Source organism: Komagataeibacter rhaeticus (genome assembly GCF_003207855.1).
In the GTDB taxonomy this organism is placed as follows: Bacteria; Pseudomonadota; Alphaproteobacteria; order Acetobacterales; family Acetobacteraceae; genus Komagataeibacter; species Komagataeibacter rhaeticus.
Genome location: NZ_NKTZ01000001.1, coordinates 184,752 through 208,319 on the forward strand (window position 1 = coordinate 184,752; position 23,568 = coordinate 208,319).

The following is a 23,568-nucleotide window of genomic DNA, read 5'->3' on the forward strand; positions in this document are numbered from 1 at the left end:
ATCTGCGGGTTAGCGTTCCGGAAAATCCTTGCCGGGACCACCTTAAAATTTCTTTATGATTTACCCGCCATGATTGCCCCGTTCCGGCGCGGGCCGCCTGTCTTACCGGCTTCCCGGATTGCGCCGTGTGCCCATCCATCCACCCAGTCGTGCCAGCGCATCCTTCAGCGGCCCGTCGGGCATGTCGTCGATCTGGACCGGGGGGGGCGGGGCGGCTGGCCGTGGCCGCTGTGGCGGGCGGGGGCGCACGGTCAGGTCCTGCACCATTTTCAGGCGGCTGACCACACCCTGGCCGCAGGTGGTGTTGATGCGTGCGATCACGGTGGGGGCCAGGTGCTGCAGTTCCATCGCCACCGGGCCGGAACAGGCGACCGTAAGGGTGCCCCCGCTCAACCGGCGCGGCACCGTCAGGGCCGCCAGGTGGGGGCCGACAATATCCGGCCAGTCCGTCATGACCTGCACGGCGGCGGCCGACTGCTTGCGAAAGACCGGACGACTGACAGCCGGCAGCAGCGACGCCAGGCTGCGCGCGCGCATGGCCCGCCGTGGCGGTTCCGGCGGGGTGGGGGCATTCTTTCGCTTGCTGGCGGGCGGCGGGTTCGTCATAAACGGGTCCGTGTTACCTTCTGCTGCCGATCTGTTGCACTGGTATGACCGGCACCGCCGTATCCTGCCATGGCGTGCCCTGCCGGGCCAGAGTGCAGACCCCTATCGGGTCTGGCTGAGCGAGATCATGCTCCAGCAGACCACGGTTACGGCGGTCATCCCGTATTACGAGCGTTTCCTTGCGGCCTTCCCCGATGTGGGAGCACTGGCCCGTGCCCCGCAGGATCGGGTCATGGCGTTATGGGCGGGGCTTGGCTACTACGCCCGGGCACGTAACCTGCATGCCTGCGCGCAGGTGGTGGCGGCACGCGGTGGCCGGTTTCCCGACACGGTGGAGGGGTTGCTGGAACTGCCCGGAATCGGGGCCTATACCGCCGCCGCGATTGCCGCCATCGCCTTTGGCCGTCCCGTCGTGCCGGTGGACGGGAATGTGGAGCGCGTGACCACGCGACTCTTCGCCCTGACCGACCCGCTGCCCGGCGCGCGCAAAGCCATCGCCCGTCAGGCCATGGGGCTGAATGGCGATGCGCCGGCCCGCGCCCGTCCATCCGATTTTGCGCAGGCCCTGTTTGATCTCGGGGCCGGTATCTGCACGCCGCGCACGCCCGCCTGCGTGCTGTGCCCGTGGCGCGATGCCTGTGCGGCGCACCGGCAGGGAATCGCGGCCACCCTGCCGCGCCGGGCGGCAAAGGCGGCGCGCCCCGTGCGGTACGGAATACATTTCTGCATGATGGACGGTGCCGGGGGCCTGCTGCTGGTCCGTCGCCCCGAAAAGGGGCTGCTGGGGGGCATGATGGGCCTGCCGGGGCCGGCATGGCGCGACAGCCCGTGGACCGCGCCGGATGCCCTGGCCCATGCGCCCACGGCCCCCCGCCTGTGCCCGCAATGGCATGCAGTGGGGCAGGTCAGGCATGTCTTTACCCATTTTACATTGCTGGTGGATGTCTATGCCGCCCGTGTAAAAACCTTTCCCAACAGTCTGGTCGGGGCGCAGGGCATGGTCCACCGCGTGGGAGACGGGGCCGTGGCCCTGCCCTCGCTCATGCGCAAATGCGTGGCGCTGGCGCAGTCCGCTCATGTTTTTGATTGACGGGGGAGGGAGACGCGCGGTTCACTGGTTTCCTGTCCGATATGGAAAGGGACCGTGATGCTCACTTTTGTCCAGATGCTTTCCCCCGTTGTTGCCCTGCTGGGTGTTGCCGGCGTGGCGCGTTATTTCACCATGCAGGCCCCGGCGCTCCAGCCCGTGCGGGTACGGGCCCGTCGCCATGGGCGGGGCATGTAATCAGGCGGCAGGGGGTGTGCTGCCCCTGCTTTGCATCCTGCCACGGCTTCCTGTAGCAGCGATGGCATGACATTCATTACCGTACACCGCGCGGCACCGCACAGGGATGCCGCGCCACGCACCGGGGTGCTGCTGAGCAATCTGGGCACCCCGGATGGCACCGGCTATGCCGCCGTGCGGCGTTACCTGGCGGAATTCCTGTCGGACCGGCGTATTATCGAAGCCAGCCCCCTGATCTGGAAGCCCATCCTGTATGGGCCGGTGCTGACCTTCCGCCCCCGCAGATCGGGCGAGGCCTATCACCGCATCTGGCATCACGATCGTGATGAAAGCCCGCTGCGCACCTATACCCGTGATCAGGCGGAGGGGCTGGGCGCACGGCTTGCGGCGGATGGCGTGCCGGTGGCCTGGGGCATGCGCTATGGCAGGCCCTCCATCCGTCAGGCGCTGCATGAACTGGTGGCGCAGGGATGCGACCGGATTCTTCTGGCCCCGCTTTACCCGCAGTACAGCGCCACCACCACCGCCACGGCCAATGACCAGGCGTTCCGCGCGCTCATGCGCATGCGCAACCAGCCCGCCATCCGCACCCTGCCAGCCTTTGCCGACCATCCGGCCTATATCGCAGCCCTTGGCCGCTCCATTACCGCACGGCTTGGCACGCTGGATTTCAAGCCGCAGATGATCGTGGCGTCCTTTCACGGGTTGCCCAGGGTCTATGTGGAAAAGGGCGATCCCTATGCGGCGGAATGCGCGCGCACCATAACCGCGCTGCGTCATGCCATGGGATATGACGCGCAGATGATGCCGCTGACCTTCCAGTCCCGCTTTGGTCCGGCAAAGTGGCTGGAACCCTATACCGCCCCGTTTATCGAGTCGCTGCCGGCACGGGGAATCGAGCGGATTGCCGTGATCACGCCCGGCTTCATTTCCGACTGTATCGAAACGCTGGACGAAATCGGTAACGAGGCAGGCGATGCCTTCATAAAGGCCGGGGGCAGGGAACTGGCCCTGATTCCCTGCCTGAACAATTCGCCCGACGCCATCGACCTGCTTGAAACCCTTGTGCGCGAGGAACTGCAGGGCTGGATTTCCCGCCAGCCCCCCACCCCGCCGGAAGGGCGATAGCCTGCCGCCCACGCACCCGGATCATCCTGTCCATGCGGAGGGGAGGGACCGGGCGCGCCGTATTCCGGACAGGCCGGGTGTCAGGGCCGGTCACAGCTTTCCGTCAGGTCATTATAGACCTGCCCTGCCTGGCAGGTGGGGCGGGGTGTTGCCGCAGGGGCAGGCGGGCTGACCAGCGTGGACAGGTCCCTGTCATAGACCGAGTCATCCTCGGGCGCGGTATTGCCGGTGCCGTTATAGATTTCCGGCGCGGCTTGGTAACTGGCGCCGGCGGCGGCAGCGCCCATGGCGGCACCGGCGTAATAGCCACCCCAGCCCCATCCCCAGCCGCCACCCCAGCCCCAGCCCGGATAGCCCCATCCCCAGCCGGCATAGGCGGGGGTATAATAGTAGCCACCCCATCCGCCCCAGCCCCAGCCACCCCGTCGGCCGCCGCCATCACGCCAGCCGCCACCGCCGCCGTGCCATCCACCGCCGCCACCGTCACGGCCGCCGCCCGGGCCACCACGGGATTCGGCATGGGCCTGCGGAAGCAGTGCCCCCCATGCGACCAGCGCCAGCATCACGCCTGTCACGACATGTCTCAGCTTGTGCATATTCCATTCCTGCATATCTGGGTGCGATGTATCGCAGAAAACCATCCATCCGGGAAAGAGAGGACGCCCCATGCGCCCTGATCGCTCTGCTCCCGTCCGGGGCCAGGCGGTCCCTGTCCCATATGGGCATTTTCCATCCGGTTTGCACCTGCACGGGGGTGGCGGCGTAACATATGGAATTATTAAGCCACATTCTGAAGGTATCCGTGCGCTCCGCTACGGGTCAGGATGGGCCGCCCGTCATCCGGGTGCCCGTCGGGGCAGGGCATTGTCAGGTCTGGCGCAAAAGAATATCCAGATGCGTCCTGTTCAGGGGGATCGTCGGCCTGCTGCGTATTGAAGTATTCCGAAAGAGAAAAGTCACATATAAACCATGAACTCCAAAAAAAGAGAAATGGATGCCGGAAGTCCAGTATGGCTTCTGTTCGGAATATGTTTTGTCGTTGTTCTTCTCGCTCCCCATGTGGCGTTCATTGCCAGCCATGTCTCGTTATCCAGTAACGAAGGGTGGAACGCCTATCTGGCGCGACGTGCCGTGGGGCTGGATCATGCCCCGCTCTACCCGCCTGCGGGCCAGATGGTGTTCAACAATTATCCGCCCAGTTCCTTCTATGTCGTAGGACTGCTGGGCTGGCTGCTGGGGGACATGATCCTGGCGGGGCGCATCATTTCCCTCCTGGCCCTGCTTGTGTGTGCCGCTACGCTCGGGCGCATCGTGCGCGCCATGGGGGGCACGCGTGGCGGGGCGTGGTTCGCGGCACTGCTTGTTATCATCTATAGTACTGTTTTCTATAGTGATTATGTCGGGATGGATGACCCCCAATGGCTGGGGCAGGCGATTGTGATGCTGGGGTTCCTGCTGCTGGTGGACAGTGGCGGGGAAGCCGGGCGCGGCATGACGCTACGGGCCATGGCCGCGGGTTTCGTGATGGTGGCGGGGCTGACCTTCAAGCATAATATCCTGGCCCTGCCGGCCGCGACCTTCGTGTGGCTGGTGCTGACCGACTGGCGGCGCGCCATTGCGTGGCTGTCCGGCTGCTTGCTGGCCTTCTGTCTGCTGGGCGGGCTGTTCTATGCTGCTTTCGGGCCGGATTTCGTTCATGGTGTCTTTGGTCACAAGCGCCTCTTCCATGTGCATGGCATGCTCAAGGGCATGGGAAACGTGCTGGGGCTGGCTGGCATGGGCGTGTCCTGCCTGTTCCTGCGCCGGATGCGTCTGGCCCATGGCTACGGGCTGCTGGTGGGGGTGTACCTGTTCCTTGCGGCCGCTTCCGCCATCGTGCAGCGCATGGGCATGGGCGTGTCGCATAATGCCTGTTTCGAGGCGCTGGTCGCGGCCGCCCTGTGCGCGGGCCTGGCCGTATCGTATCTGATGCGTGGCGGGAAGACGTGGGGAACCCTGCCGCCGCGTCCCGTCCTGGCCGGGGTGGTGGGGCTGAACCTGCTGCCGGTTGTGGTCAGCCTGCCGGCCTATCTGCCCTACCTGTATCACACCAGCGCGGCGGACATCGCGGCGCATGAAGGGGCATGGAACGAGACGATTGCCGCCGTGCACGCCATTGATGGCAAGGTTGCGTGCGAGACGCTGGCCCTGTGCTACTGGGCGGCCAAGCCCGCGGTGATCGATTTCTTCAACTATTCCCAGCATGTCGCGGTAACGCATGACGCCACGGCCCTGCAACAGGCGGTGGACCATCACGGCATCGCGGCGTTTGTCAGCAGTTCCCGTTTCGGGCCACCGGCCGAGATATGGGAGTTTTCCGATCTGTGGCGCATTGTCCGCGCGCGCTACACCCATGTGCGCGAGCAGGGTGCCGCCTATATCGTGACACCCTGAAAGCCGGGGGTGTGGCCCCGGCTGCCGCCAGTCAGGGCCGTCCCACCCCGCGCAGCCGGTGCAGGGTGATGATGGCCGCCGTCAGCACGATGGCGGCACAGGTCTGGTGCACCGTGCCCGCCCAGACCGGCACCACCAGCAGCAGCGTGGTAATGCCCAGCGCGTATTGCAGCAGCACCAGCCAGCCCAGCACCGCCAGCGCGCCCTGCACGGGTTTGCCCAGCTGCGGCGTGCGCAGCCCCAGCGCGATGGTCAGGCCGATTATGACAACCGTGGTGGTAGCCAGCAGCCTGTGGTCGAACTGGATGGCGGGAATGTTCTGGAACCAGTTGAGCCAGAACGGGTGCAGCCGTGCGTAGCCCGCCGGGATCAGGTGCCCGTCCATGAGCGGGAAGGTATTGTAGGCAAAGCCCGCATGGGTGCCGGCGGTAAAGCCACCGGCGATGACCGTGATGCCCACCAGCAGGCAGATGGCCCAGACCATGCGGTGGACCCGCACCACTTCTGGCGTTGCGGGAATGAAGGCGGGCTGTGGTGTGCGCACCGACAGGGCCGTCCACAGGATGGCGATATAGAGCGCGAAGGCACAGCACAGGTGCAGGACCAGCCGCACCGGGGCCACGGCCGTGCTGTCCGGGTTGAAGCCCGATGCCACCATGAACCACCCGATGGCGCCCTGCAGTCCCCCCAGCACGAAAAACAGCACCAGCCGCAGCGCAAGCCGCCGGTCCAGCGCGCCGGTAACGGAAAACCACACCAGCGGCACCAGCAGCACCAGCCCCATCAGCCGCCCCCAGAAGCGGTGGGTCCATTCCGCCCAGAAGATCTGCTGGAACCCGGCCAGGCCAAAGCCGTCATGCAGGATCTTGTATTGCGGGATGGTCTTGTACAGCGCGAACTGCCGTTCCCATTCCGCATGGCTCAGCGGCGGGATCATGCCGGTAATGGGCCGCCAGTCCATGATGGACAGCCCCGATCCGGTCAGGCGGGTGTAGCCGCCAAGGGCGATCATGCCAACCAGCATGAAGCAGATTGCAAACAGCCACGTCGAGATACGCTGCCGGTTGCGCAGCGCCTGCGCGGACGGGGGCGTGCGGCCCATCAGGGAGCCACTTCGGGAATATGCGGACATAAGCGGATTTAGACCGCCCTTGCAGTCCGCTGCAAGGCGATGCTAGGCGCGAAGGAGCAAATCGCTGTCGGAAACGGGACGCACGCATGACATTACCGCACGCCGCACGGCCTGCCCCCCCTGTGCGGCCCACGTCGCGTGTGCTGGTCCGCCCCGTCGTGCTGCTGGCGGCCTTTGTCGGGCTGGCCCTGGTCATGGGCCGCCTGCCGGGGATGCGTGCCCTGCTGACGGCTGCGCCCGGGTTGCATGCGGGCCGCGAAGGGGTGGCGCTATTCGTTCTGGCCGCCAGTGCGTTCTGTGCGTTCGGCCTGCCGCGACAGGCCGTGTGCTTTGCGGCGGGTGCCGCCTATGGAATCGGGGCGGGCTGCGTGCTGGCCACGCTGGCGACCGTGACGGGCTGCCTGTTCGGCTATGGCTGGGGGCGCTGGGCGGGACGGCCGCGCATGCCCGCGCGGCTTGCGGCAACCATGGCGCGGCTGGATGGTTTCGTGCGGCGCGAACCCTTTGTGTCCGTCCTGACGCTGCGGCTCATGCCGGTGGGTTCGGCGCTGCTTCTCAACCTTGCTTCGGGCATGCTGGGGGTGCGGGTCGTACCGTTCGTGCTGGCCACCGCGCTGGGCAGCCTGCCGCAGACGGTCGTCTTCGTGCTGGTGGGATCGGGTATCCGGCTGGAAGGCCCATGGCGTATCGGTATTGCGGTCATGCTGTTTGCCCTGTCCGCCCTGCTGGGGCTATGGCTGATGCGCCGCATGCGCCCTGTTCCGCCCTGTTCCGCCCTGACACGGGACGGGTATCACGATAGCGAATTGCAGTAATGCCGTAATTAGATGGTGAAAAAGTGGACCCTGCTGGTCTACTAGTCCGGACAGTCTTTCAATACTGGAGTGCCTCATGGGCTCATCCGCAACAGCGGGCCATGCATCCGAAACATCCATGCCGGGCTCGCCCGCCCGCCCGATGGGCTGGATCGCGATCCTGCTGGGGTTCCTGACCGCGGTCGGCCCTGTCTCCACCGACATATACCTTCCCGCCTTCCCCGAACTGGAAGCCTCCCTGCACGGCCGCGCCGGCTCGGCGCAGATGACGCTGGCGGTGTGGTTCGTGGGTCTGGCAATCGGGCAGATCACCATGGGGCCGCTTTCCGACCGTTTTGGCCGCCGCAGGCCCATGCTGCTGGGCACGGTGGTCTATACGCTGGCCTCCATCGGGTGCGCCATGGCGCGCGACATTCCCACCTTCTCGCTGTTCCGGCTGATCGCGTCGGTCGGGGCGTCCGCCAGCCTGATCATTCCCAGCGCCTGCGTGCGTGACATGTCGCATGGCAATGAATCCGCCCGCCTCATGTCGCGGCTGGTGCTGGTGATGGGTGTCGTGCCCATCCTGGCCCCCACGCTGGGGGGGATGGTGCTGTCCATTGCCTCGTGGCGGTCGATCTTCTGGGCATCGGCGGTGTACGGGCTGATCTGCATCGTGCTGATCTGGCGCGTCCTGCCCGAGACGCTACGGCCGGAGAATCGAAGCGAGTTCTCTCCCGTCACCCTGTTCAGCCGCTATGTGATGCTGGCACGCGACCGCGGGTTCATCACGCATGCCATGATTGCGGGTTTCTCGTGCTTCATGTCCTTTACCTACCTGTCGGCGGCGCCTTCGGTGTTCCGGGGCCAGTTTGGCCTGTCGGCGGCGCATTTCGGCATGCTGTTCGGGGTGTTCGCGGTGTGCATGATCGGGGCGTCGCAGCTTAATGGCGTGCTGGTGGGCCGGATTGACGCGGCGCGTATCCTGGGGGCCTCGGTCATGGTTGCGGTGGCCGGCACCATTGCCATGACCGCCATTGCCACGGCCATTACCTTTGCCATGCAGCATGGGGCCCACCCGCCGCTGTGGATGCTGGGCTGCCTGATCCTGACCATGATGGTGTCACTGGGCACCACGGGCATCATCGGCCCCAACGCCACGGTGGGGGCACTGGCCGACCATCCGCGCTTTGCGGGCAGTGCTTCGGCCTTTGTCGGCACGCTGCAATACGTGCTGGGTGCCATTGCCGGTGCGTTCGTGGGCATGCTGCCCGCCAATTCACCCATTCCGATGGCGGGCGTCATGCTGCTGGGGGCTGCGATCATGCTGCTTATGGTCGTGCTGCGTCCCGCCCGCCCGCCCGGTGGCACCGTGGCAAAGGAATAAAATCTTCCTGTCCCCCATCTGCCCCCGGACAGGGGGGCAAAGCATGCATGGCCGCAACGGGTGGGGTTGTCGCCCCGCCGTGTGGCGGCTACAGCGGGGGGCCGTCCGCAGGGGCGACATTTTCGTGAACGGGGCTGGCATGTCCCGAATCTGTATGACCATGCAACGGGGACCGCGCACCGATCATGACGACCGCCAAGATCGACCTGAAACAATACATCCGCAACATCCCGGATTTTCCCAAGCCGGGAATCCTGTACTACGATATCTCGACCCTGATGCGGAATGCCGATGCCTGGCAGATCGCCATGGGGCGTCTGGCCGCCGCCGTTGCCCCCTGGGCGCCGGATATGCTGGCCGCCATCGAATCGCGCGGGTTCCTGACGGCGGCGCCGCTTGCCAGCCGGCTGGGCTGTGGGCTGGTCATGCTGCGCAAGCCGGGCAAGCTGCCCGGGGGTACGGTCTCCTACAGCTATGACCTGGAATATGGTTCCGATTCGCTGCATATCCAGGCCGATGCGATCGAACCGGGCCAGCGCGTGGTGGTGATGGATGACCTGCTGGCCACCGGCGGCACGCTGAATGCGTCCGTGCACCTGCTGCGCAAGGTGGGCGCGGATGTGGTGGGGGCGGCCACCCTGATCGAGCTTACGGGCCTTGGCGGCCGGGGGCGGCTGGATATTCCGGTCAAGACCCTCCTTTCCTACGACGAGTAACCGGCGGACAGGGCGGCGCGGGGCATGGGGCACACGCTTCCTTGCATGCTGCTGCCCGGCTGCCTGCCTGTTCGCGCCGGCAGGATGATGTACAGTGCATGTGGACCGTGTAAGCATGGGGGAGGAAGGGTGCGGGGATGAGAGGTCTTGAGCTTTCCCTGAACCGTTTCCAGGACCAGATCCGCGGGTTCTTCAGGCGGCTGTGGCCACCGGGCGCGACACCGCGGCAGGATCATCTGCGCTGGCTGTACGCGCCTGGTCTCTTTACCTTCGGTTACGCGCTCCGCACCACCATCACCTCGCTTATCGCACTGGGCATCGCCCTGTGGTGGGAACTGGGCAGCCCGCAATGGGCGGCGCTTACGGTGTGGATGGTGGCGCAGGGCACGCGTGGCAAGAGCGTTGCCAAGGCGCGGTGGCACCTGTTTGGCATGGTGGTGGGCACCATCTGCGCGGTGCTGCTTGTGGCGGCCTTTCCACAGGCGCCAATCATGTTCATCCTCATGCTGGCGGTCGGGATCGGGGCATTCTGCTTTATCGGCACGCTGCTGCCCGGCCCCGCCACCATGACCAATTACCGCATCCATGGCATGCGGGCGAGCGGCTTTACCTACGCCATCATCTCGCTGGACGGCATTGCCGACCCCCAGCACATCTTCATGACCGCCATGTCGCGCGCGACCTATATCGTGCTGGGCATCGTGCTGGAGAGTACCGTCTCCTCGCTGTTCCAGTTCCGGCTGGAGACGCGCGCGCAGGAGCGTCTTGCCGCCAATTTCATGACCGCCATCAACGGTGCCGGCCAGACCCTGGCCGCCGTGCTGGCGGGGAACGGGCAGGTGCTCCGTCAGGCGCGGGGTGTCTTTTCCAACATCACCACGCTGAGTGACCAGATCGAATTCGCGGAAGTGGAGATGGGTGCCCATCGCGGGCACGAGGGTGATCACGCCCGTGCCGCCCTGGCGCGCGTGGCCATGCTGCTTTCGCGCGGGCTGGATCTGGCGGCGCTGATGCACGGGGCCAACATGGTGCCGGGCGCGTCCTTCAATGCGATATCGGCGCGGGTGCAGGCCTTCCTTCAGGACATGGCGCCCCAGCTTGAGGCCAGTGACGACATCACGCCCGTTCTGGCCCGGCTGGCCGAGCTGCAGGCCGCGTGCCGGCAGAGCGTTGCCGATTCGCTGGATGAGGAAATGGGCACCCCCGGTGGCCCCCCGGTTGATCCGCAGCTGGTGGCCCTGCTGTCACAGCAGCGCATGCTCCATACCGCCCTGGGGCAGATGCTGGAGGAACTGGAACAGGCGCTGATCCAGTTCGATGCCAGCCGCCACCCCCTGCTGCATGATCATTTCCATTACCGCATCAAGACCTTCCGTGACTGGCAGCAGGCTTTTACCAACAGCCTGCGCGCGTCGGTCACCATATTCGGCTCCGGGGTCATATGGGTGACGACCGCATGGTCGGCGGGGCTGACGTTCATGATGTTCGTCTCCATCGTGTGCAGCCTGTTCTCGACACTGGAAAAACCGGCGCTGGCCACGCGGGCCTTCCTGGGCGGGGCTATTATCGCATCCATCGTGGCGGGCGTCCTGGTGCTGTGGCGGCTGGCCGAGCCGACGACGTACGAGATCATGGCCGTCTGCCTGTTCCTGCCCATGCTGGCGGGCGGGCTGGCCTTTGCCTACCCTGCCCTGATTCTGGGGGCGGTTTCGTACAACCTGTTCCTGCCCATCCTGCTGGGACCGGGCAACCAGAGCCGGCTGGACGAGGTGGCCTTCTTCAACACCGCCATGCCGCTGGTGCTGGCATTGTGGTACGCGATGTGGGCTTTCCGGCTGGTGCTGCCCTTTGATACGAACGACATGCGCTGGCAGATGCGCACCGGCATCCTGCGCGGGCTGCGTTACGTGGCGCGCGCGCGTGTCCTGCCCACCACGCTGTACGTGGTTGAACATAACGTGGACCGTTTTGTCCGCCTGCTGACCAATGCGGAAAACACGCCCGATACGATTATCGACGCCTATCTGCAGGGCATCCTGTCCGCCATGACCATCGGGCTGAATGTCATCCGCCTGCGTGCCATTCTGGAGCGGCACCTGCTGCCAGCCGAGGCCCAGCGCGTGGTGGGTGAGATGATGGGCCGCATGGCGCAGTTCAGCGGCCGGTATGGCGGCCATTACGGACGCACCGCGCGCTCGGCCAAATTCGCCATCGCGCATCTGCAGCAGCTGGCGGGGCAGGAGGACAATCTGGGGGTCAGGCTGGAAATCGACAGTGCGCTGGGCTGCCTGTACGTGATTTCCTTCGAACTGGACCATAACCAGAAGTTCTTTGACGCCGCCAGTCCCTACCTTGATCCGGTCATGCTCTGACCATCCACTGGCCCGCCGGGGCACGACGGTCTGGGGTGCGGGACACAAAAAGGGTGGCGCCCCGGAAGGGTGCCACCCTTTTTGCCACCTGCCATCCCCACCAGTTCTGGCGGGGGATGCCGGGTTCAGTTGCCAGCCTGCTGGCGGGCCACGAAGTTTTCCAGCCAGTGGATGGTGTAGTCCCCCTTGCGGAACTGGGGGTCATCCAGAATCCTGCGGTGCAGCGGGATGACCGTCTTGACCCCTTCGATCACGAATTCATCCAGCGCGCGGCGCATGCGCTCGATCGCCTCGATCCGGGTCGGCGCGCGCACGATCAGCTTGGCGATCATGCTGTCGTAATAGGGCGGCACGCGGTAGCCGGCGTAAAGCGCACTGTCGATTCGCACGCCCAGCCCGCCGGGCGGGTGGTAGACGGTAATCGTGCCCGGCGTGGGCATGAAGGTCTGCGGGTCTTCGGCGTTGATGCGGCATTCGATCGCATGGCCGGAGAAGTGGATGTCCGACTGGCTGTAGCCCAGCGGTTCACCTGCGGCGATGCGGATCTGCTCGCGCACCAGATCCACGTCGCACACCATTTCCGTTACCGGGTGTTCCACCTGCAGGCGGGTATTCATCTCGATGAAGCAGAACTGCCCGTCCTGGTACAGGAACTCCAGCGTGCCCGCGTTGCGGTAGCCCAGCCTGGTCAGGGCGGAGGTAGCGATCTGGCCGATCTCGTCACGCTGGGCGGCGGTCAGGGCGGGAGAACCCGCTTCTTCCAGCAGCTTCTGGTGACGGCGCTGGAGCGAGCAGTCACGCTCGCCAAAATGCACCACGTTGCCATGCGTGTCCGCCATGATCTGCAGTTCGATATGGCGCGGCTTGTCGAGGTATTTTTCCAGATAGACCTCATCATTGCCAAAGGCGGCGCGGGCTTCGGTGCGGGCGACGCTCCACGCTTCCTCCAGGTCGGCTTCGGTGGGGGCGACCTTCATGCCGCGCCCGCCGCCACCCGCCGCCGCCTTGATCAGCACGGGATAGCCGACCTTCGCCGCCACCTCGCGGGCCTGCTCCAGGCTTTCCAGCGCCCCGTCCGATCCGGGAACCAGCGGCACGCCCAGTGCCATCATGGTGGTCTTGGCGGTGATCTTGTCGCCCATCATGCGGATATGCTCCGCCGTGGGGCCGATGAAGGTGATGCCATGGGCTTCCACCGTCTCGGCAAAATCGGCATTTTCCGACAGGAACCCGTAACCGGGATGGATCGCGTCCGCGCCCGTGATGGTGGCGGCCGACAGGATGGCCGCGACATTCAGGTACGAGTCGCGGCTGGCTGGCGGCCCGATGCATACCGCTTCATCCGCCAGGCGGACATACATGGCATCCGTATCCGCCGTGGAATGCACGGCAACGGTCGGAATGCCCAGTTCACGGCAGGCCCGCAGGATACGCAGGGCGATCTCGCCGCGATTGGCAATGAGGATCTTGGAAAACATTACTCTATGATGACCAGCGCTTCGCCGAATTCGACCGGCTCACCGGATTCGATCAGGACCTTGCTCAGCGTGCCCGCGCGGGGGGCCTTGATCTGGTTGAAGGTCTTCATCGCCTCGATCAGCAGCAGGGTCTGGCCCGCGGCCACCTGCTGGCCTTCGGTCACGAAGGGGGGGGAGGACGGGTCGGGCGCCAGATAGGCAACACCCACCATCGGGCTGGTCACGGCGCCGGGGTGCTTGGACAGGTCCGCCACGGGTGCCGCCGGGGCCACGGGCTGTGCCACCGGGGCCGCCGCGACCGGCGCCGGGGCCGGCACGGCATGGGCGACGGGGCTGGCTGCGCGGACCACGCGGATGCGGTTGTCCTTTTCCGCGATCTCGATCTCGGTCAGGCCGGTATCGGTCAGAATCTCAGCCAATGCCCGAATGGCATCCGCATCCACGAGCAGTCGGCTCATTGATCGTCCTCGTCCAGAATCATGTCTGTCATGGCCTGAAGCGCCAGGGCATACCCCCGTACGCCCAGCCCGCATATGACGCCAATGGCGGCGCGGGAGACGTAGGAGTGATGACGGAAGGCTTCACGGCGGTGAATGTTGGAAATGTGCACCTCGATCACAGGCAGATCAACGGCAAGCAGCGCGTCAAGGATCGCGACCGAGGTATGGGAATAGGCCGCCGGGTTGATGATGATGCCGCGTGCGCGGCCCCGGCATTCCTGTATCCATGAAACGAGTTCCCCCTCACCATTCGTCTGGCGGAAGTCGATGGCCACGTCCAGCCGTTCGGCGGCCTGGACGCAGACCTGCTCCACGTCATCCAGCGTGGCGTGACCATAGACCTCGGGCTGCCGGAGTCCGAGCATGTTGAGGTTGGGGCCGTTCAGCACGGCAATGAGAGGGCGCTCCATGATGCACGCGCCTAGCACGCTCGCCGCCGTGTTCCAAGTCTGTTGATGGGCGCCGTGCCCCGCGGGCGCATTATTCGCGTCATCCGTTGCGGCCGGCACGCAGCGCCGGGCCGCCATCCGTAATGGTAGGATATTGGACCGGGTCGTGCTATCATCGGGGGATGACAGGATATCCCGATCACCACGGCGGTGGCGAGGCGACAGGTCACGGCCCCGCGGCACGGTTTGCCTGGCCGGTTGTCATCGCCTGTCTCATGCTGGCGGCATCCGGTGCCGCGAACGCGGCCTGCGCGGTGGCGCGCCATGGCGCGCCATGGCGCGGTCATGGTGCGGCATGGCACGCGCGGCGCGGCGCGGCGGCCGCCCGTCATGTCGCGCGTGCCCCCGCACTGGAGCCAGCACGGGCTGGCAAGCTGGTACGGCACGGGCCGGCAGCTGGGCCACGCCACCGCATCGGGTGAGACGTTTGATCCCGATGCCCTGACGGCGGCCCATACCCAGCTGCCGCTGGGCACGCGGCTGCTGGTCCATTCACGGCGGACGGGGCGCAGCGTTGTCGTGCGCGTCAATGACCGGGGGCCTTTCCGTGGCCATCGCATCCTTGATCTCTCGCCCGAAGCGGCACGCCAGCTGGGCATACTGGGCACCGGCACGGCCCCCGTCGACATAGAACCCGCCGACGTGGCGGCCGATGAGGAAGTGGCCAGCGCCCCGCGCTAGGGGCCTGCAGTTATAGTGACTGGTGCTTGGTCCAGCCTTCCATCTTGCTGTCGGGCGCGCAGCGCAGCTTCATCTCGATTTCCAGCCCCGCGTTCAGTTCCGCGCCCAGCAGCACCACATAGGCCGAGACATAGAACCACATCATGATGGCGATGAACGCGCCCAGCGGCCCGTACGTGGCGCTGTAGCCCGCGATATGGCTGACATAGTAGGAAAACCCGCTGGATGAGAGCAGCCACAGCAGCGTGGCCCCCACCGAGCCGGGCAGGATGCAGCGCCAGTAGGTATGCGGCCGGTTCGGCCCGAAGCGGTACAGTACCGAACATAGCGACAGCACGAACAGCAGCATGAGGATGGGGCCACCCATGTGGATCAGCAGTTCCACCGAACCCGGTGGTGGCGCCAGCGACAGGTGCTCGGGCAGGTAGTCTATCAGGAATGGCAGCGCCACCATGAGCGCCAGCGTCAGGATGCCGCCGCAGATCGAGCAGAACGTAAGCCCCATGGCCATGGCCTGGAAGCGCACGAAGCTGCGGGTCTCGGGCGTGTTGTAGGCCACGTTCATCGCCATGATCAGCGACCGCGTGGCCGCCGAGGCCGACCAGGTGGCGATGGTGGTGGAAATGATCAGGTTGAGCGTGAGGGAGGAATGCGATTCGGCCACCAGCAGATGGATCCGGTCGCCAATCACCCCATAGGCGGAAGGGGGCAGCAGGTTGCGCAGTACCACAAGCTGTGGCTCCACCGTCTGCAGATCGAACAGGAGCCCGTACAGGGAGATGAGCGTGCTCATGGCCGGGAATAGAGAAAGGGTGGCGTAGAACGCACACCCCGCCGCAGCCAGCGTGATCTGGTCGGATACGATATTGCGGGCGACCTGCCGCAGCACCTGCCGGACCTGTGCCCAGGAAAAATGGGGCAGGTGCGGAGTCGGTCGGGCGGTTTCCGTCATGTCGATTTCGGTGGATGGGGAACCAATCAAGGGGAGATTCGTGTCCTGTTATGAAGCGCTGCGGTGTGGCGGGCGGTCCGGGCCGCCCGCATGTGTGTATTGTGCCACGATGATGCAACCCTAGGCCAAAAACTGCATAAGAGGATGATTTTTCTATTGCATGGCGCGCGTATTGTCCTCATATGCGCTTCCTACGCAACAACGCACGTGCCACTGGCCCTCTGAGGTTACGCAACGACGTCAAGCGTTCTGGCAATCGGGCCGCCGTGGAAGCGGGGGTCCTTATTGGTCGCTGGTCCGTTAGACCGTTTCGCAACATCTGTCCGTTTGTGCAATTCCAGAATTGTATGCATCCGGGCGGCAGAACAGAAGGGATTTGGGTGCGATGACTCCCAAAATCGCTCGTTATCTGGCTGAGCAGGCTCCTGCAACGCCATGCCTTGTCGTTGACGTTGACCGGGTGGAAGAACGCTATCGCGCGCTGCGCGAGGCGCTGCCGCTGGCCCGGATCTACTATGCCGTCAAGGCCAATCCCGCCAATCCCATCCTCCGCCGCCTTGTCGGGCTGGGGTCGGCGTTCGATGCCGCCTCGTGGGAAGAGATTTCCATGTGCCTCGAAGCGGGTGCCCGTCCGGCCGACATCTCGTTCGGCAACACGGTCAAGAAGGCCGGCAACATCGCCCGCGCCTATCAGGCGGGGGTGGACATGTTCGCCTTTGACTGCGCGGAGGAACTGGACAAGCTGGCCCGCCACGCACCGGGTTCGCGCGTCTACTGCCGCCTGATCGTGGAAAATGAAGGGGCTGACTGGCCGCTGTCGCGCAAGTTCGGCACTACGCTGGACAATGCGCGCGACCTCATGCTGCGTGCCCGTGACCTGGGGCTGGACCCGTATGGCCTGTCCTTCCATGTTGGCAGCCAGCAGACGGAAACCGGCGCGTACGAAGCCGCGATTGCCCGCGTGGGCATGCTGTTTACCGACCTGAAGGCGGCGGGGCTTGACCTGCGCATGGTCAATCTGGGTGGCGGCTTCCCCATCCGCTACCGTGATGACGTGCCGGGCATCGACCGTTTTGCCGTGGCGATCAGCCACGCCATGACCGAGCATTTCGGCAATGACCTGCCGGAGATGATCATCGAGCCGGGCCGCTTCATGGTGGGGGACGCGGGCGTCGTCTCGTCGGAGGTGGTGCTGGTCAGCCGTCGTGGCATGAATGATGGCGTGCGCTGGGTCTATCTGGATATCGGCCGTTTTGGCGGCCTGGCCGAGACCGAGGGCGAGGCCATCCGCTATGGCATCCGCACCCCGCATGACGGCATGGAAACCGGCCCGGTCGCCATTGCCGGCCCGACCTGCGATGGCGCGGACATCATGTACGAAAAGACCCCCTACGCCCTGCCGCTGGCGCTGGAGTCGGGGGACCGGATCGAACTCCTGTCCACCGGGGCATATGTCTCGACCTACTGCTCCACCGGGTTCAATGGCCTCAAGCCGATCATGGAACATTATATCTGAACCCGGCACGCGGAAGGTCCGGTAAGGCATAGGAAGGTTTTCGGTGAAGCTTTTTCCAAAAAGCTTCGAAGAACGCCGCCTTTTTGGAAAAAGGCGGCGCCCGGAGGCTTTTTCCATGTCTGGTAACGGGCTATTCTGGAATGGTTTCCAGACCGGTACGTGATTTCAGGGCGGCGGGACGAAGGTCTTGCCGCCCTGCGTGTATCAGGGGAATACAGGCGGCAGTCCAACCCATGCCGGAGGTGTCCCGCCCGTGTCCTTTTCCAAAATGCTGCGCCGGTGTGGCGTGTTTGCCATCATGCTGGGCGGGTTTGCCGGACAGGCGGCTGCGGCACCCGTTCTTGTCCATGCGGAACCGGCGGCAGGCCAGTCCGTGCCTGCGGGCAATGTGGCGGTGAAACTGTCTTTTGACAGTGTAATCGACCCGTTCCGTGCCCGCCTGCTGCTGCTGGGGCCCAGCGGGGTGCCGCAACTGCTGCCCGCATCGCCTGTGGATGATGAACAGCATGGGCTGGCCACAACCGTGGCCCTGACGCCGGGGCATTACGTGCTGCACTGGCGCATGCGCGCGCAGGCCGGGAATCCGGTGCAGGGCACGCTGCCGTTTGATGTCACGGCGGGGCCGGCCCCGGCCGGGACACCGGTGCCGATGGTAAAAAAATAGCGCGGTCTATTCCACCGCCGCCCGCAGCCCCGCGCCCGCCGCCAGCGGGCAGAGCGGGATGGCCGCTGCCAGGAAGGCCCCCAGCAGTTCCAGGTCCGGCCCCCATGACAGGCCGGTCTGCGCCGCATCCAGCGCCGCCGCGCCAAAAATCAGCGCGGGTGTGGTCAGCGGCAGCACCAGCAGCGGCAGCAGCACGCCCCCGCGCCGCGCGCCCAGCACGACGGAGGCCGCCATCCCGCCAATCAGCGACAGGATAAGCGTGCCCAGCAGCAGCCCGATCAGCAGCACCGGCATGCTGGGGGTGGGCATGCCCAGCATGATGGCCAGCGGCCCCGCCGCCAGCAGCAGGGGCAGGCCGGTGGTCAGCCAGTGGGCCAGCATTTTTGCCAGCGCGATCAGTGATGGCGGCAGGCCGGTCATGAGCAGCTGGTCAAGCGAGCCGTCCTCCAGCTCGGAACCAAACAGCCGGTCCAGTGGCAGCAGGGCGGCCAGCAGCGCGCAGACCCACACGATGCCCGGCGCCATGCGCCGCAGCAGTTCGGGCGAGGGGCCCAGGGCCAGCGGAAACAGCGCGCCCGCCAGGATGAAGAACAGCACGGCCCCCAGCGTGTCCGCCCCATGGCGCAGGGCAAGGCGCAGGTCACGTTCCAGGATGGCCATGATGAGGGAGGGAATCCGGAATGTCACAGCAGGTCGTCCTCGGGGAAATCCTCGATCGGTTGCGAGATGTCGGATTCGTTCAGGCCCGGCAGCGCCAGCGTGCGGGCATCGGGAAGGGGCAGCGGAACGTGGGTGGTTGCAATCACAATTCCGCCAGCCTGCCGGTGCGCGGCAAACAGGCTGCCCAGCAGGTCCATGGTGTTGATGTCCAGCCCCAGGCTCGGCTCATCCAGCAGCCAGAGCGGGGCCTGCGCCAGCAGCACGCGCGCCAGTGCCGCGCGGCGTTTCTGCCCCGCCGAGAGCATGCGCGCGGGCAGGTCGGCCAGCCCGAGAATATTGAGTGATTTCATGCATAAGTCAGGGTTTCCGCCGCTTGCGCGCATGGCCAGGGTCAGGTTCTCGCGCAGGGTCAGCCCCAGCTTGAGCGCATCCTGATGGCCCAGATAGGCGACACGGTCGGCATGCTGGCTGCGATCGGCCAGCGCATCCACGCCAGACCACAACACATGGCCGCCTTCCGGTTTGCGCAAACCGGCCAGTACACGCAGCAGGGTGGACTTTCCGGCACCGTTCGGCCCGGTCAGAAGCAGGGCGTCACCGGCCCCAAGCGTAAAGCCGACATGATCCAGAACCAGCCGTTCACCGCGGAAAACCGATATATTTTCCACTTCCAGCAATGGACGGCCGGGGGGGGTAAAGGCAGGAATGACGGAAATCCTCCGATCGGTGGGTGACGGGCGGCCTGCGCGAAAAAAAAGCCTGCTCCCGGTTTCTTGTTACCGGGTCCAGCTTGTGTCGCAACCGCGTCCGGGTATGTTCTACCCCCGTTGGGAGATCAAGCAGGTTGTCCCCGACAAGGCCGCAAACCCCGCGCCATGGAAGTGGGGGGAGGGAAAGCGGTCATACGGGATGATCCGTTGCTGATGCCTCGGAGGAAACAAAGCCAATGAAGACGGTTGGGCACGACTCACTGAAAACAGGCCGCACACTCAATGTGGACGGCAAGACCTATCACTATTTTTCAATCCCGGAAGCTGAAAAGACGATCGGCTCCGTACGCCACCTGCCGGTCAGCCTGAAAGTGCTGCTGGAGAACGTGCTGCGGTTTGAGGACGGGCATTCCTACTCGGTCGAGGACGCGAAGGCCATTGCCGAATGGCAGAAGGAAGGGCGCAGCACGAAGGAAGTTCCCTTCAAGCCCGCGCGTATCCTCATGCAGGATTTCACCGGCGTTCCCGCCGTGGTCGACCTGGCCGCGATGCGCGACGGTATCCTCAAGCTCAAGGGTGACCCGCAGAAGGTGAACCCGCTGGTTCCCGTCAACCTGGTGATCGACCACTCGGTCATGGTGGACGTGGCGGGCTCCCCCGAAGCCCTGCAGGACAACGTGACCATCGAGTTCGAGCGCAATGGCGAGCGTTACGCCTTCCTGCGCTGGGGCCAGGAAGCGTTCGAGAACTTCTCGGTCGTGCCGCCGGGCACGGGGATCTGCCACCAGGTGAACCTGGAATACATTGCCCAGGCGGTCTGGACGGCCAATGTGGGCGGCAAGGACTATGCCTACCCCGATACCCTGTTCGGCACCGACAGCCACACCACCATGGTCAATGGCATGGGCGTGCTGGGCTGGGGTGTTGGCGGGATCGAGGCGGAAGCCGCAATGCTGGGCCAGCCCATCGCCATGCTGATCCCCGATGTGATCGGCTTCAAGATGACGGGCAAGCTGCCGGAGGGGGCGACCGCCACCGATCTGGTGCTGACCGTGACCCAGATGCTGCGCAAGAAGGGCGTTGTCGGCAAGTTTGTCGAGTTCTTCGGCCCCGCCCTTGACCATCTGCCGGTGGCCGACCGCGCGACCATCGCCAACATGGCGCCGGAATATGGCGCGACCTGCGGCTTCTTCCCCGTCGATAACCTGACGCTGGACTACCTGCGCCAGACCGGTCGTGAAGAGCACCGCATCAAGCTGACGGAAGAATACCTGAAGGCCCAGGGCATGTTCCGCCATGCCGATTCGGCGCATCCGAAGTTCACCGACACGCTGGAACTTGAACTGTCCACCATCGTGCCCTCCATCGCAGGCCCCAAGCGCCCGCAGGACCGCGTGGTGCTGAAGGGTGCCGACAAGGCGTTCGAGACCGAGCTGACCGGCAGCCTGGGCGTGCCCGCGGCCGACAAGGACAAGAAGGCCAAGGTGGCCGGCACCAATTACGAGATCGGCCACGGCGACGTGGTGATCGCGGCCATCACCTCGTGCACCAACACCTCCAACCCCGCCGTGCTGATCGCGGCCGGTCTGGTGGCCAAGAAGGCGCGTGCGCTGGGCCTGAAGCCCAAGCCGTGGGTCAAGACCTCGCTCGCACCGGGTTCGCAGGTGGTGACGGACTACCTGAACCGCGCCGGCCTGCAGGCGGAACTGGATGCCATGGGCTTCAACACCGTGGGCTATGGCTGCACGACCTGTATCGGCAATTCCGGCCCGCTGGAAGATCACATCGTCGATGCGATCGAGAACAACAAGCTGGTCGCGGTCTCGGTGCTTTCGGGCAACCGTAACTTCGAAGGCCGTATCTCGCCCAACGTGCGCGCCAACTACCTGGCCAGCCCGCCGCTGGTGGTCGCCTACTCCCTGCTGGGCACGATGCGTGAGGACATCACCACCGCGCCGCTGGGAACCTCCAAGGATGGCAAGCCCGTCTATCTGAGGGACATCTGGCCCACCAATCACGAGATCGCGGCCCTGATCGGCTCCGCCATCACGCGTGAGGAGTTCATCAACCGCTACAAGCACGTAAGCCAGGGCACGAAGGAATGGCAGGCGCTGAAGGTTGCCACCGGGTCCGAGACCTACAAGTGGGACCCGTCCTCCACCTATGTGCAGGACCCGCCGTATTTCCAGGACATCACGCCCGAGCCCAAGTCGCGTGGTGACATTGTCGGTGCGCGCCTGCTGGCGCTGCTGGGTGACAACATCACCACCGACCATATCTCGCCTGCCGGTGCGATCAAGGAAAGCTCGCCCGCCGGCAAGTATCTTGAAGCGCATGGCGTGGCGAAGAAGGACTTCAACTCCTACGGTTCGCGCCGTGGCAATGACCGCGTGATGGTGCGCGGCACATTCGCCAACATCCGCATCAAGAACGAGATGCTGCCCGGCACCGAGGGGGGGCTGTCCAAGCACTTCCCCGATGGCAAGGAAGGCTCCATCTACGATGTGGCGATGGAATACAAGAAGGAAGGCGTGCCCCTGGTCGTGATCGGCGGCAAGGAATACGGCATGGGCTCCTCGCGCGACTGGGCGGCCAAGGGCACCCTGCTGCTGGGTGTGCGTGCGGTTGTGGCTGAGAGCTTCGAGCGTATCCACCGCTCCAACCTGGTGGGCATGGGCGTGCTGCCGCTGCTGTTCGAAGAGGGCACGACGCGCAAGACGCTGGGCCTGAAGGGTGACGAGACCTTCGAAATCCGTGGTCTGGACAAGATCACGCCGCGCATGACCATGACCATGACCATCACGCGCGCCGATGGCTCCAAGCAGGACGTGCCCCTGCTGTGCCGTGTCGATACGCTGGACGAGGTGGAGTATTTCCGCAATGGCGGCATTCTCCAGACCGTGCTGCGTGGCATGACGAAGGTAGCCTGACCCTGCATGGCGTTCCGGCCCCGGCCGGAGCGGACTGATCGGACGGCGGCCCAGTCATAGGGGCCGCCGTTTTTTTATGAACAGGTCATATATGCATGTTTTGCATATGTTTTGGCAGTTACCGTTGCGTTTCACACATATCCGTGGTGCCTTTTCTCTGTATTGTGTATAAATAAGATGCCGTCTAAAACCATGATTGTGTAATAACACGTTTGGATGTGATGGAGCCCCATGGATCTGCTTTCTGCCCTGCACAGCTTTGTCCGTGTGGCTGCCACAGGATCGTTTTCCGCTGTTTCGCGTGAGACGGGTGCAAGCCAGCCGACCATCTCGCGCCATATCGCCCTGCTGGAAGCGCATTATGGCGCCACGCTGTTCGCACGCACCACCCGCAGCCTGATGATGACGGAAGATGGCCGCAGCCTGCTGCCCCATGCCTATGAAGTGCTGGAAATCCTGGAAACGGCGGAAACCGCGCTTGGCCGCCGTCGGGCTTCGGTTTCGGGGCTGGTACGGCTGGGCGTGACCACGGCGTTCGGGCTGTACCTGACCAGCCGGCTGGGGTCCCTGCTGGAAGAGCATCCCGACCTGTCGGTGGAACTGGTCATGCGCGACGGGTTTGGCGATCTGGTGGAAGAAGGGCTGGATCTTGCCGTGCGGATCGGCTCCATTGCCGAAGGGTCGCTTATCGCGCGGCGTCTGGGTTCGGTGCATCGTTGTGTGATTGCCTCGACCGATTACCTTGCCCGTCGCGGCACGCCCGAGCATCCGCGTGACCTGCTCAACCATCCCTGTATTGCCTACAGCTATGGCGGCACCCGCCATGACTGGCAGTTTACCCGCAAGGGGGAAGGTGAGACGGCGGTGGCGGCCAGTGGTCCCTTCCGCGCCAACAGCAGCGAAGCGGTGCTGCAGGCCGTCCGGGCGGGACTTGGCATCGGCATGCTGCCCGCCTTTCAGGTAGAGGACGATATCGCATCCGGGAAGCTCAGGCACCTGCTGCCGGAATGGACGATTCCCGAACTGCCGTTTTATGCCGTGCATACCGGCCCGCGCACCCTGCCGCTGCGTACCCGCACGGTGCTGGATTTCCTGATCGAGATTTCAGACGTGCTGCGTCAGGGCTGACAGAAGCATTAAGGAAGGGAAGTTTTTGGGTACCGCCTTTTTTCAGA

At 64.9% G+C, this 23,568-nt stretch carries 22 protein-coding genes; 13 read left to right on the top strand and 9 right to left on the bottom strand.

Annotation, left to right across the window (positions count from 1 at the left end; translation table 11 throughout):
- Nucleotides 1-102: 102 nt before the first annotated feature.
- Complete coding sequence (locus CFR78_RS00855) at nt 103-537, bottom strand: DUF721 domain-containing protein (protein WP_034926812.1); 435 nt, start codon at nt 535-537, stop codon at nt 103-105.
- A gap of 79 nt (nt 538-616) precedes the next feature.
- On the opposite strand from CFR78_RS00855, the gene CFR78_RS00860 reads away from it, so the two are divergent.
- The 3 genes from CFR78_RS00860 to hemH all read left to right on the top strand — a co-directional run bounded on the left by CFR78_RS00860 (nt 617) and on the right by hemH (nt 3,019).
- Entirely contained in the window at nt 617-1,696 is a 1,080-nt protein-coding gene (locus tag CFR78_RS00860) for an A/G-specific adenine glycosylase (RefSeq protein WP_034927247.1), read from the top strand.
- A gap of 57 nt (nt 1,697-1,753) precedes the next feature.
- Complete coding sequence (locus tag CFR78_RS16165) at nt 1,754-1,891, top strand: hypothetical protein (RefSeq protein WP_166498083.1); 138 nt, start codon at nt 1,754-1,756, stop codon at nt 1,889-1,891.
- A gap of 66 nt (nt 1,892-1,957) precedes the next feature.
- Nucleotides 1,958-3,019, top strand: coding sequence for a ferrochelatase (gene hemH, locus CFR78_RS00865; protein ID WP_034926815.1), 1,062 nt, complete (start codon nt 1,958-1,960; stop codon nt 3,017-3,019).
- An 80-nt stretch (nt 3,020-3,099) separates the two neighbouring features.
- Here hemH and CFR78_RS00870 read toward each other — a convergent pair whose 3' ends face one another.
- Nucleotides 3,100-3,615, bottom strand: coding sequence for a hypothetical protein (locus tag CFR78_RS00870; RefSeq protein ID WP_240471309.1), 516 nt, complete (start codon nt 3,613-3,615; stop codon nt 3,100-3,102).
- 463 nt (nt 3,616-4,078) lie between these two features.
- On the opposite strand from CFR78_RS00870, the gene CFR78_RS00875 reads away from it, so the two are divergent.
- Nucleotides 4,079-5,452, top strand: a complete 1,374-nt coding sequence (locus tag CFR78_RS00875; protein ID WP_110580943.1) for a glycosyltransferase family protein — start codon at nt 4,079-4,081, stop codon at nt 5,450-5,452.
- Nucleotides 5,453-5,483: 31 nt separating this feature from the next.
- Here CFR78_RS00875 and CFR78_RS00880 read toward each other — a convergent pair whose 3' ends face one another.
- Complete coding sequence (locus CFR78_RS00880) at nt 5,484-6,554, bottom strand: COX15/CtaA family protein (protein WP_050800553.1); 1,071 nt, start codon at nt 6,552-6,554, stop codon at nt 5,484-5,486.
- Nucleotides 6,555-6,670: 116 nt separating this feature from the next.
- On the opposite strand from CFR78_RS00880, the gene CFR78_RS00885 reads away from it, so the two are divergent.
- The 4 genes from CFR78_RS00885 (at nt 6,671) to CFR78_RS00900 (ending at nt 11,853) form a co-directional block, all read left to right on the top strand.
- Nucleotides 6,671-7,399 (top strand): TVP38/TMEM64 family protein, encoded by a 729-nt coding sequence (locus tag CFR78_RS00885; protein WP_034926824.1) that lies wholly within the window; start codon nt 6,671-6,673, stop codon nt 7,397-7,399.
- Nucleotides 7,400-7,475: 76 nt separating this feature from the next.
- Nucleotides 7,476-8,765, top strand: a complete 1,290-nt coding sequence (locus tag CFR78_RS00890) for a multidrug effflux MFS transporter (RefSeq protein WP_034926827.1) — start codon at nt 7,476-7,478, stop codon at nt 8,763-8,765.
- 185 nt (nt 8,766-8,950) lie between these two features.
- Nucleotides 8,951-9,481, top strand: a complete 531-nt coding sequence (locus CFR78_RS00895) for an adenine phosphoribosyltransferase (RefSeq protein ID WP_007397106.1) — start codon at nt 8,951-8,953, stop codon at nt 9,479-9,481.
- Between the two features lie 137 nt (nt 9,482-9,618).
- Nucleotides 9,619-11,853: an FUSC family protein gene (locus CFR78_RS00900; RefSeq protein ID WP_034926831.1), complete on the top strand. Its 2,235-nt coding sequence runs from the start codon at nt 9,619-9,621 to the stop codon at nt 11,851-11,853.
- 125 nt (nt 11,854-11,978) lie between these two features.
- Here CFR78_RS00900 and accC read toward each other — a convergent pair whose 3' ends face one another.
- From accC to aroQ, 3 genes are read right to left on the bottom strand one after another with little or no spacing between them, the layout of a single operon-like run.
- Nucleotides 11,979-13,331: an acetyl-CoA carboxylase biotin carboxylase subunit gene (gene accC, locus CFR78_RS00905; RefSeq protein WP_007397103.1), complete on the bottom strand. Its 1,353-nt coding sequence runs from the start codon at nt 13,329-13,331 to the stop codon at nt 11,979-11,981.
- The gene (locus CFR78_RS00910) at nt 13,331-13,789 is read right to left on the bottom strand and encodes an acetyl-CoA carboxylase biotin carboxyl carrier protein (RefSeq protein ID WP_034926834.1); all 459 of its coding nucleotides are present in this window, start codon (nt 13,787-13,789) and stop codon (nt 13,331-13,333) included. The genes accC and CFR78_RS00910 overlap by 1 nt, the downstream gene beginning before the upstream one ends.
- Complete coding sequence (gene aroQ / locus CFR78_RS00915; protein ID WP_010514708.1) at nt 13,786-14,241, bottom strand: type II 3-dehydroquinate dehydratase; 456 nt, start codon at nt 14,239-14,241, stop codon at nt 13,786-13,788. Before aroQ ends, CFR78_RS00910 begins: the two co-directional genes overlap by 4 nt.
- A 369-nt stretch (nt 14,242-14,610) precedes the next feature.
- On the opposite strand from aroQ, the gene CFR78_RS16515 reads away from it, so the two are divergent.
- On the top strand, nt 14,611-14,961 hold the full coding sequence (locus tag CFR78_RS16515; protein WP_110580963.1) for a septal ring lytic transglycosylase RlpA family protein: 351 nt from the start codon (nt 14,611-14,613) through the stop codon (nt 14,959-14,961).
- A 10-nt stretch (nt 14,962-14,971) separates the two neighbouring features.
- Here CFR78_RS16515 and CFR78_RS00925 read toward each other — a convergent pair whose 3' ends face one another.
- The gene (locus CFR78_RS00925) at nt 14,972-15,913 is read right to left on the bottom strand and encodes a YihY/virulence factor BrkB family protein (protein WP_007397098.1); all 942 of its coding nucleotides are present in this window, start codon (nt 15,911-15,913) and stop codon (nt 14,972-14,974) included.
- A gap of 385 nt (nt 15,914-16,298) precedes the next feature.
- Here CFR78_RS00925 and CFR78_RS00930 point away from each other — a divergent pair, with 385 nt between their 5' ends.
- Complete coding sequence (locus CFR78_RS00930; protein WP_034926841.1) at nt 16,299-17,429, top strand: type III PLP-dependent enzyme; 1,131 nt, start codon at nt 16,299-16,301, stop codon at nt 17,427-17,429.
- A gap of 253 nt (nt 17,430-17,682) precedes the next feature.
- Nucleotides 17,683-18,093, top strand: a complete 411-nt coding sequence (locus CFR78_RS00935; RefSeq protein ID WP_034926844.1) for a copper resistance CopC family protein — start codon at nt 17,683-17,685, stop codon at nt 18,091-18,093.
- Nucleotides 18,094-18,099: 6 nt separating this feature from the next.
- Here the strand turns inward: CFR78_RS00935 and ccmB are convergent, their stop codons facing one another.
- Together ccmB and ccmA are read right to left on the bottom strand one after the other, a co-directional pair.
- Nucleotides 18,100-18,753 carry a heme exporter protein CcmB gene (gene ccmB, locus CFR78_RS00940; protein ID WP_034926846.1) on the bottom strand — a complete coding sequence of 218 codons (654 nt, stop codon included), beginning with the start codon at nt 18,751-18,753 and terminating at the stop codon, nt 18,100-18,102.
- Between the two features lie 23 nt (nt 18,754-18,776).
- Complete coding sequence (gene ccmA / locus CFR78_RS00945; protein WP_456305858.1) at nt 18,777-19,469, bottom strand: heme ABC exporter ATP-binding protein CcmA; 693 nt, start codon at nt 19,467-19,469, stop codon at nt 18,777-18,779.
- A 230-nt stretch (nt 19,470-19,699) separates the two neighbouring features.
- Here ccmA and acnA point away from each other — a divergent pair, with 230 nt between their 5' ends.
- Nucleotides 19,700-22,393, top strand: coding sequence for an aconitate hydratase AcnA (acnA, locus tag CFR78_RS00950; protein WP_034926849.1), 2,694 nt, complete (start codon nt 19,700-19,702; stop codon nt 22,391-22,393).
- A gap of 231 nt (nt 22,394-22,624) precedes the next feature.
- Nucleotides 22,625-23,521 (top strand): LysR family transcriptional regulator, encoded by an 897-nt coding sequence (locus CFR78_RS00955; RefSeq protein ID WP_007397090.1) that lies wholly within the window; start codon nt 22,625-22,627, stop codon nt 23,519-23,521.
- Nucleotides 23,522-23,568 lie beyond the last annotated feature (47 nt).

Coding starts and splice junctions, on each gene's coding strand:
- CFR78_RS00910 (WP_034926834.1), bottom strand. CDS start 13,789: ATGAGCCGACTGCTCGTGGATGCGGATGCCATTCGGGCATTGGCTGAG.
- CFR78_RS00870 (WP_240471309.1), bottom strand. CDS start 3,615: ATGCACAAGCTGAGACATGTCGTGACAGGCGTGATGCTGGCGCTGGTC.
- acnA (WP_034926849.1), top strand. CDS start 19,700: ATGAAGACGGTTGGGCACGACTCACTGAAAACAGGCCGCACACTCAAT.
- ccmB (WP_034926846.1), bottom strand. CDS start 18,753: ATGGCCATCCTGGAACGTGACCTGCGCCTTGCCCTGCGCCATGGGGCG.
- CFR78_RS00855 (WP_034926812.1), bottom strand. CDS start 537: ATGCGCGCGCGCAGCCTGGCGTCGCTGCTGCCGGCTGTCAGTCGTCCG.
- CFR78_RS00885 (WP_034926824.1), top strand. CDS start 6,671: ATGACATTACCGCACGCCGCACGGCCTGCCCCCCCTGTGCGGCCCACG.
- CFR78_RS00895 (WP_007397106.1), top strand. CDS start 8,951: ATGACGACCGCCAAGATCGACCTGAAACAATACATCCGCAACATCCCG.
- aroQ (WP_010514708.1), bottom strand. CDS start 14,241: ATGGAGCGCCCTCTCATTGCCGTGCTGAACGGCCCCAACCTCAACATG.
- accC (WP_007397103.1), bottom strand. CDS start 13,331: ATGTTTTCCAAGATCCTCATTGCCAATCGCGGCGAGATCGCCCTGCGT.
- CFR78_RS00880 (WP_050800553.1), bottom strand. CDS start 6,554: ATGGGCCGCACGCCCCCGTCCGCGCAGGCGCTGCGCAACCGGCAGCGT.
- hemH (WP_034926815.1), top strand. CDS start 1,958: ATGACATTCATTACCGTACACCGCGCGGCACCGCACAGGGATGCCGCG.
- CFR78_RS00925 (WP_007397098.1), bottom strand. CDS start 15,913: ATGACGGAAACCGCCCGACCGACTCCGCACCTGCCCCATTTTTCCTGG.
- CFR78_RS00900 (WP_034926831.1), top strand. CDS start 9,619: ATGAGAGGTCTTGAGCTTTCCCTGAACCGTTTCCAGGACCAGATCCGC.
- CFR78_RS00930 (WP_034926841.1), top strand. CDS start 16,299: ATGACTCCCAAAATCGCTCGTTATCTGGCTGAGCAGGCTCCTGCAACG.
- CFR78_RS00890 (WP_034926827.1), top strand. CDS start 7,476: ATGGGCTCATCCGCAACAGCGGGCCATGCATCCGAAACATCCATGCCG.
- CFR78_RS00955 (WP_007397090.1), top strand. CDS start 22,625: ATGGATCTGCTTTCTGCCCTGCACAGCTTTGTCCGTGTGGCTGCCACA.
- CFR78_RS16165 (WP_166498083.1), top strand. CDS start 1,754: ATGCTCACTTTTGTCCAGATGCTTTCCCCCGTTGTTGCCCTGCTGGGT.
- CFR78_RS16515 (WP_110580963.1), top strand. CDS start 14,611: ATGTCGCGCGTGCCCCCGCACTGGAGCCAGCACGGGCTGGCAAGCTGG.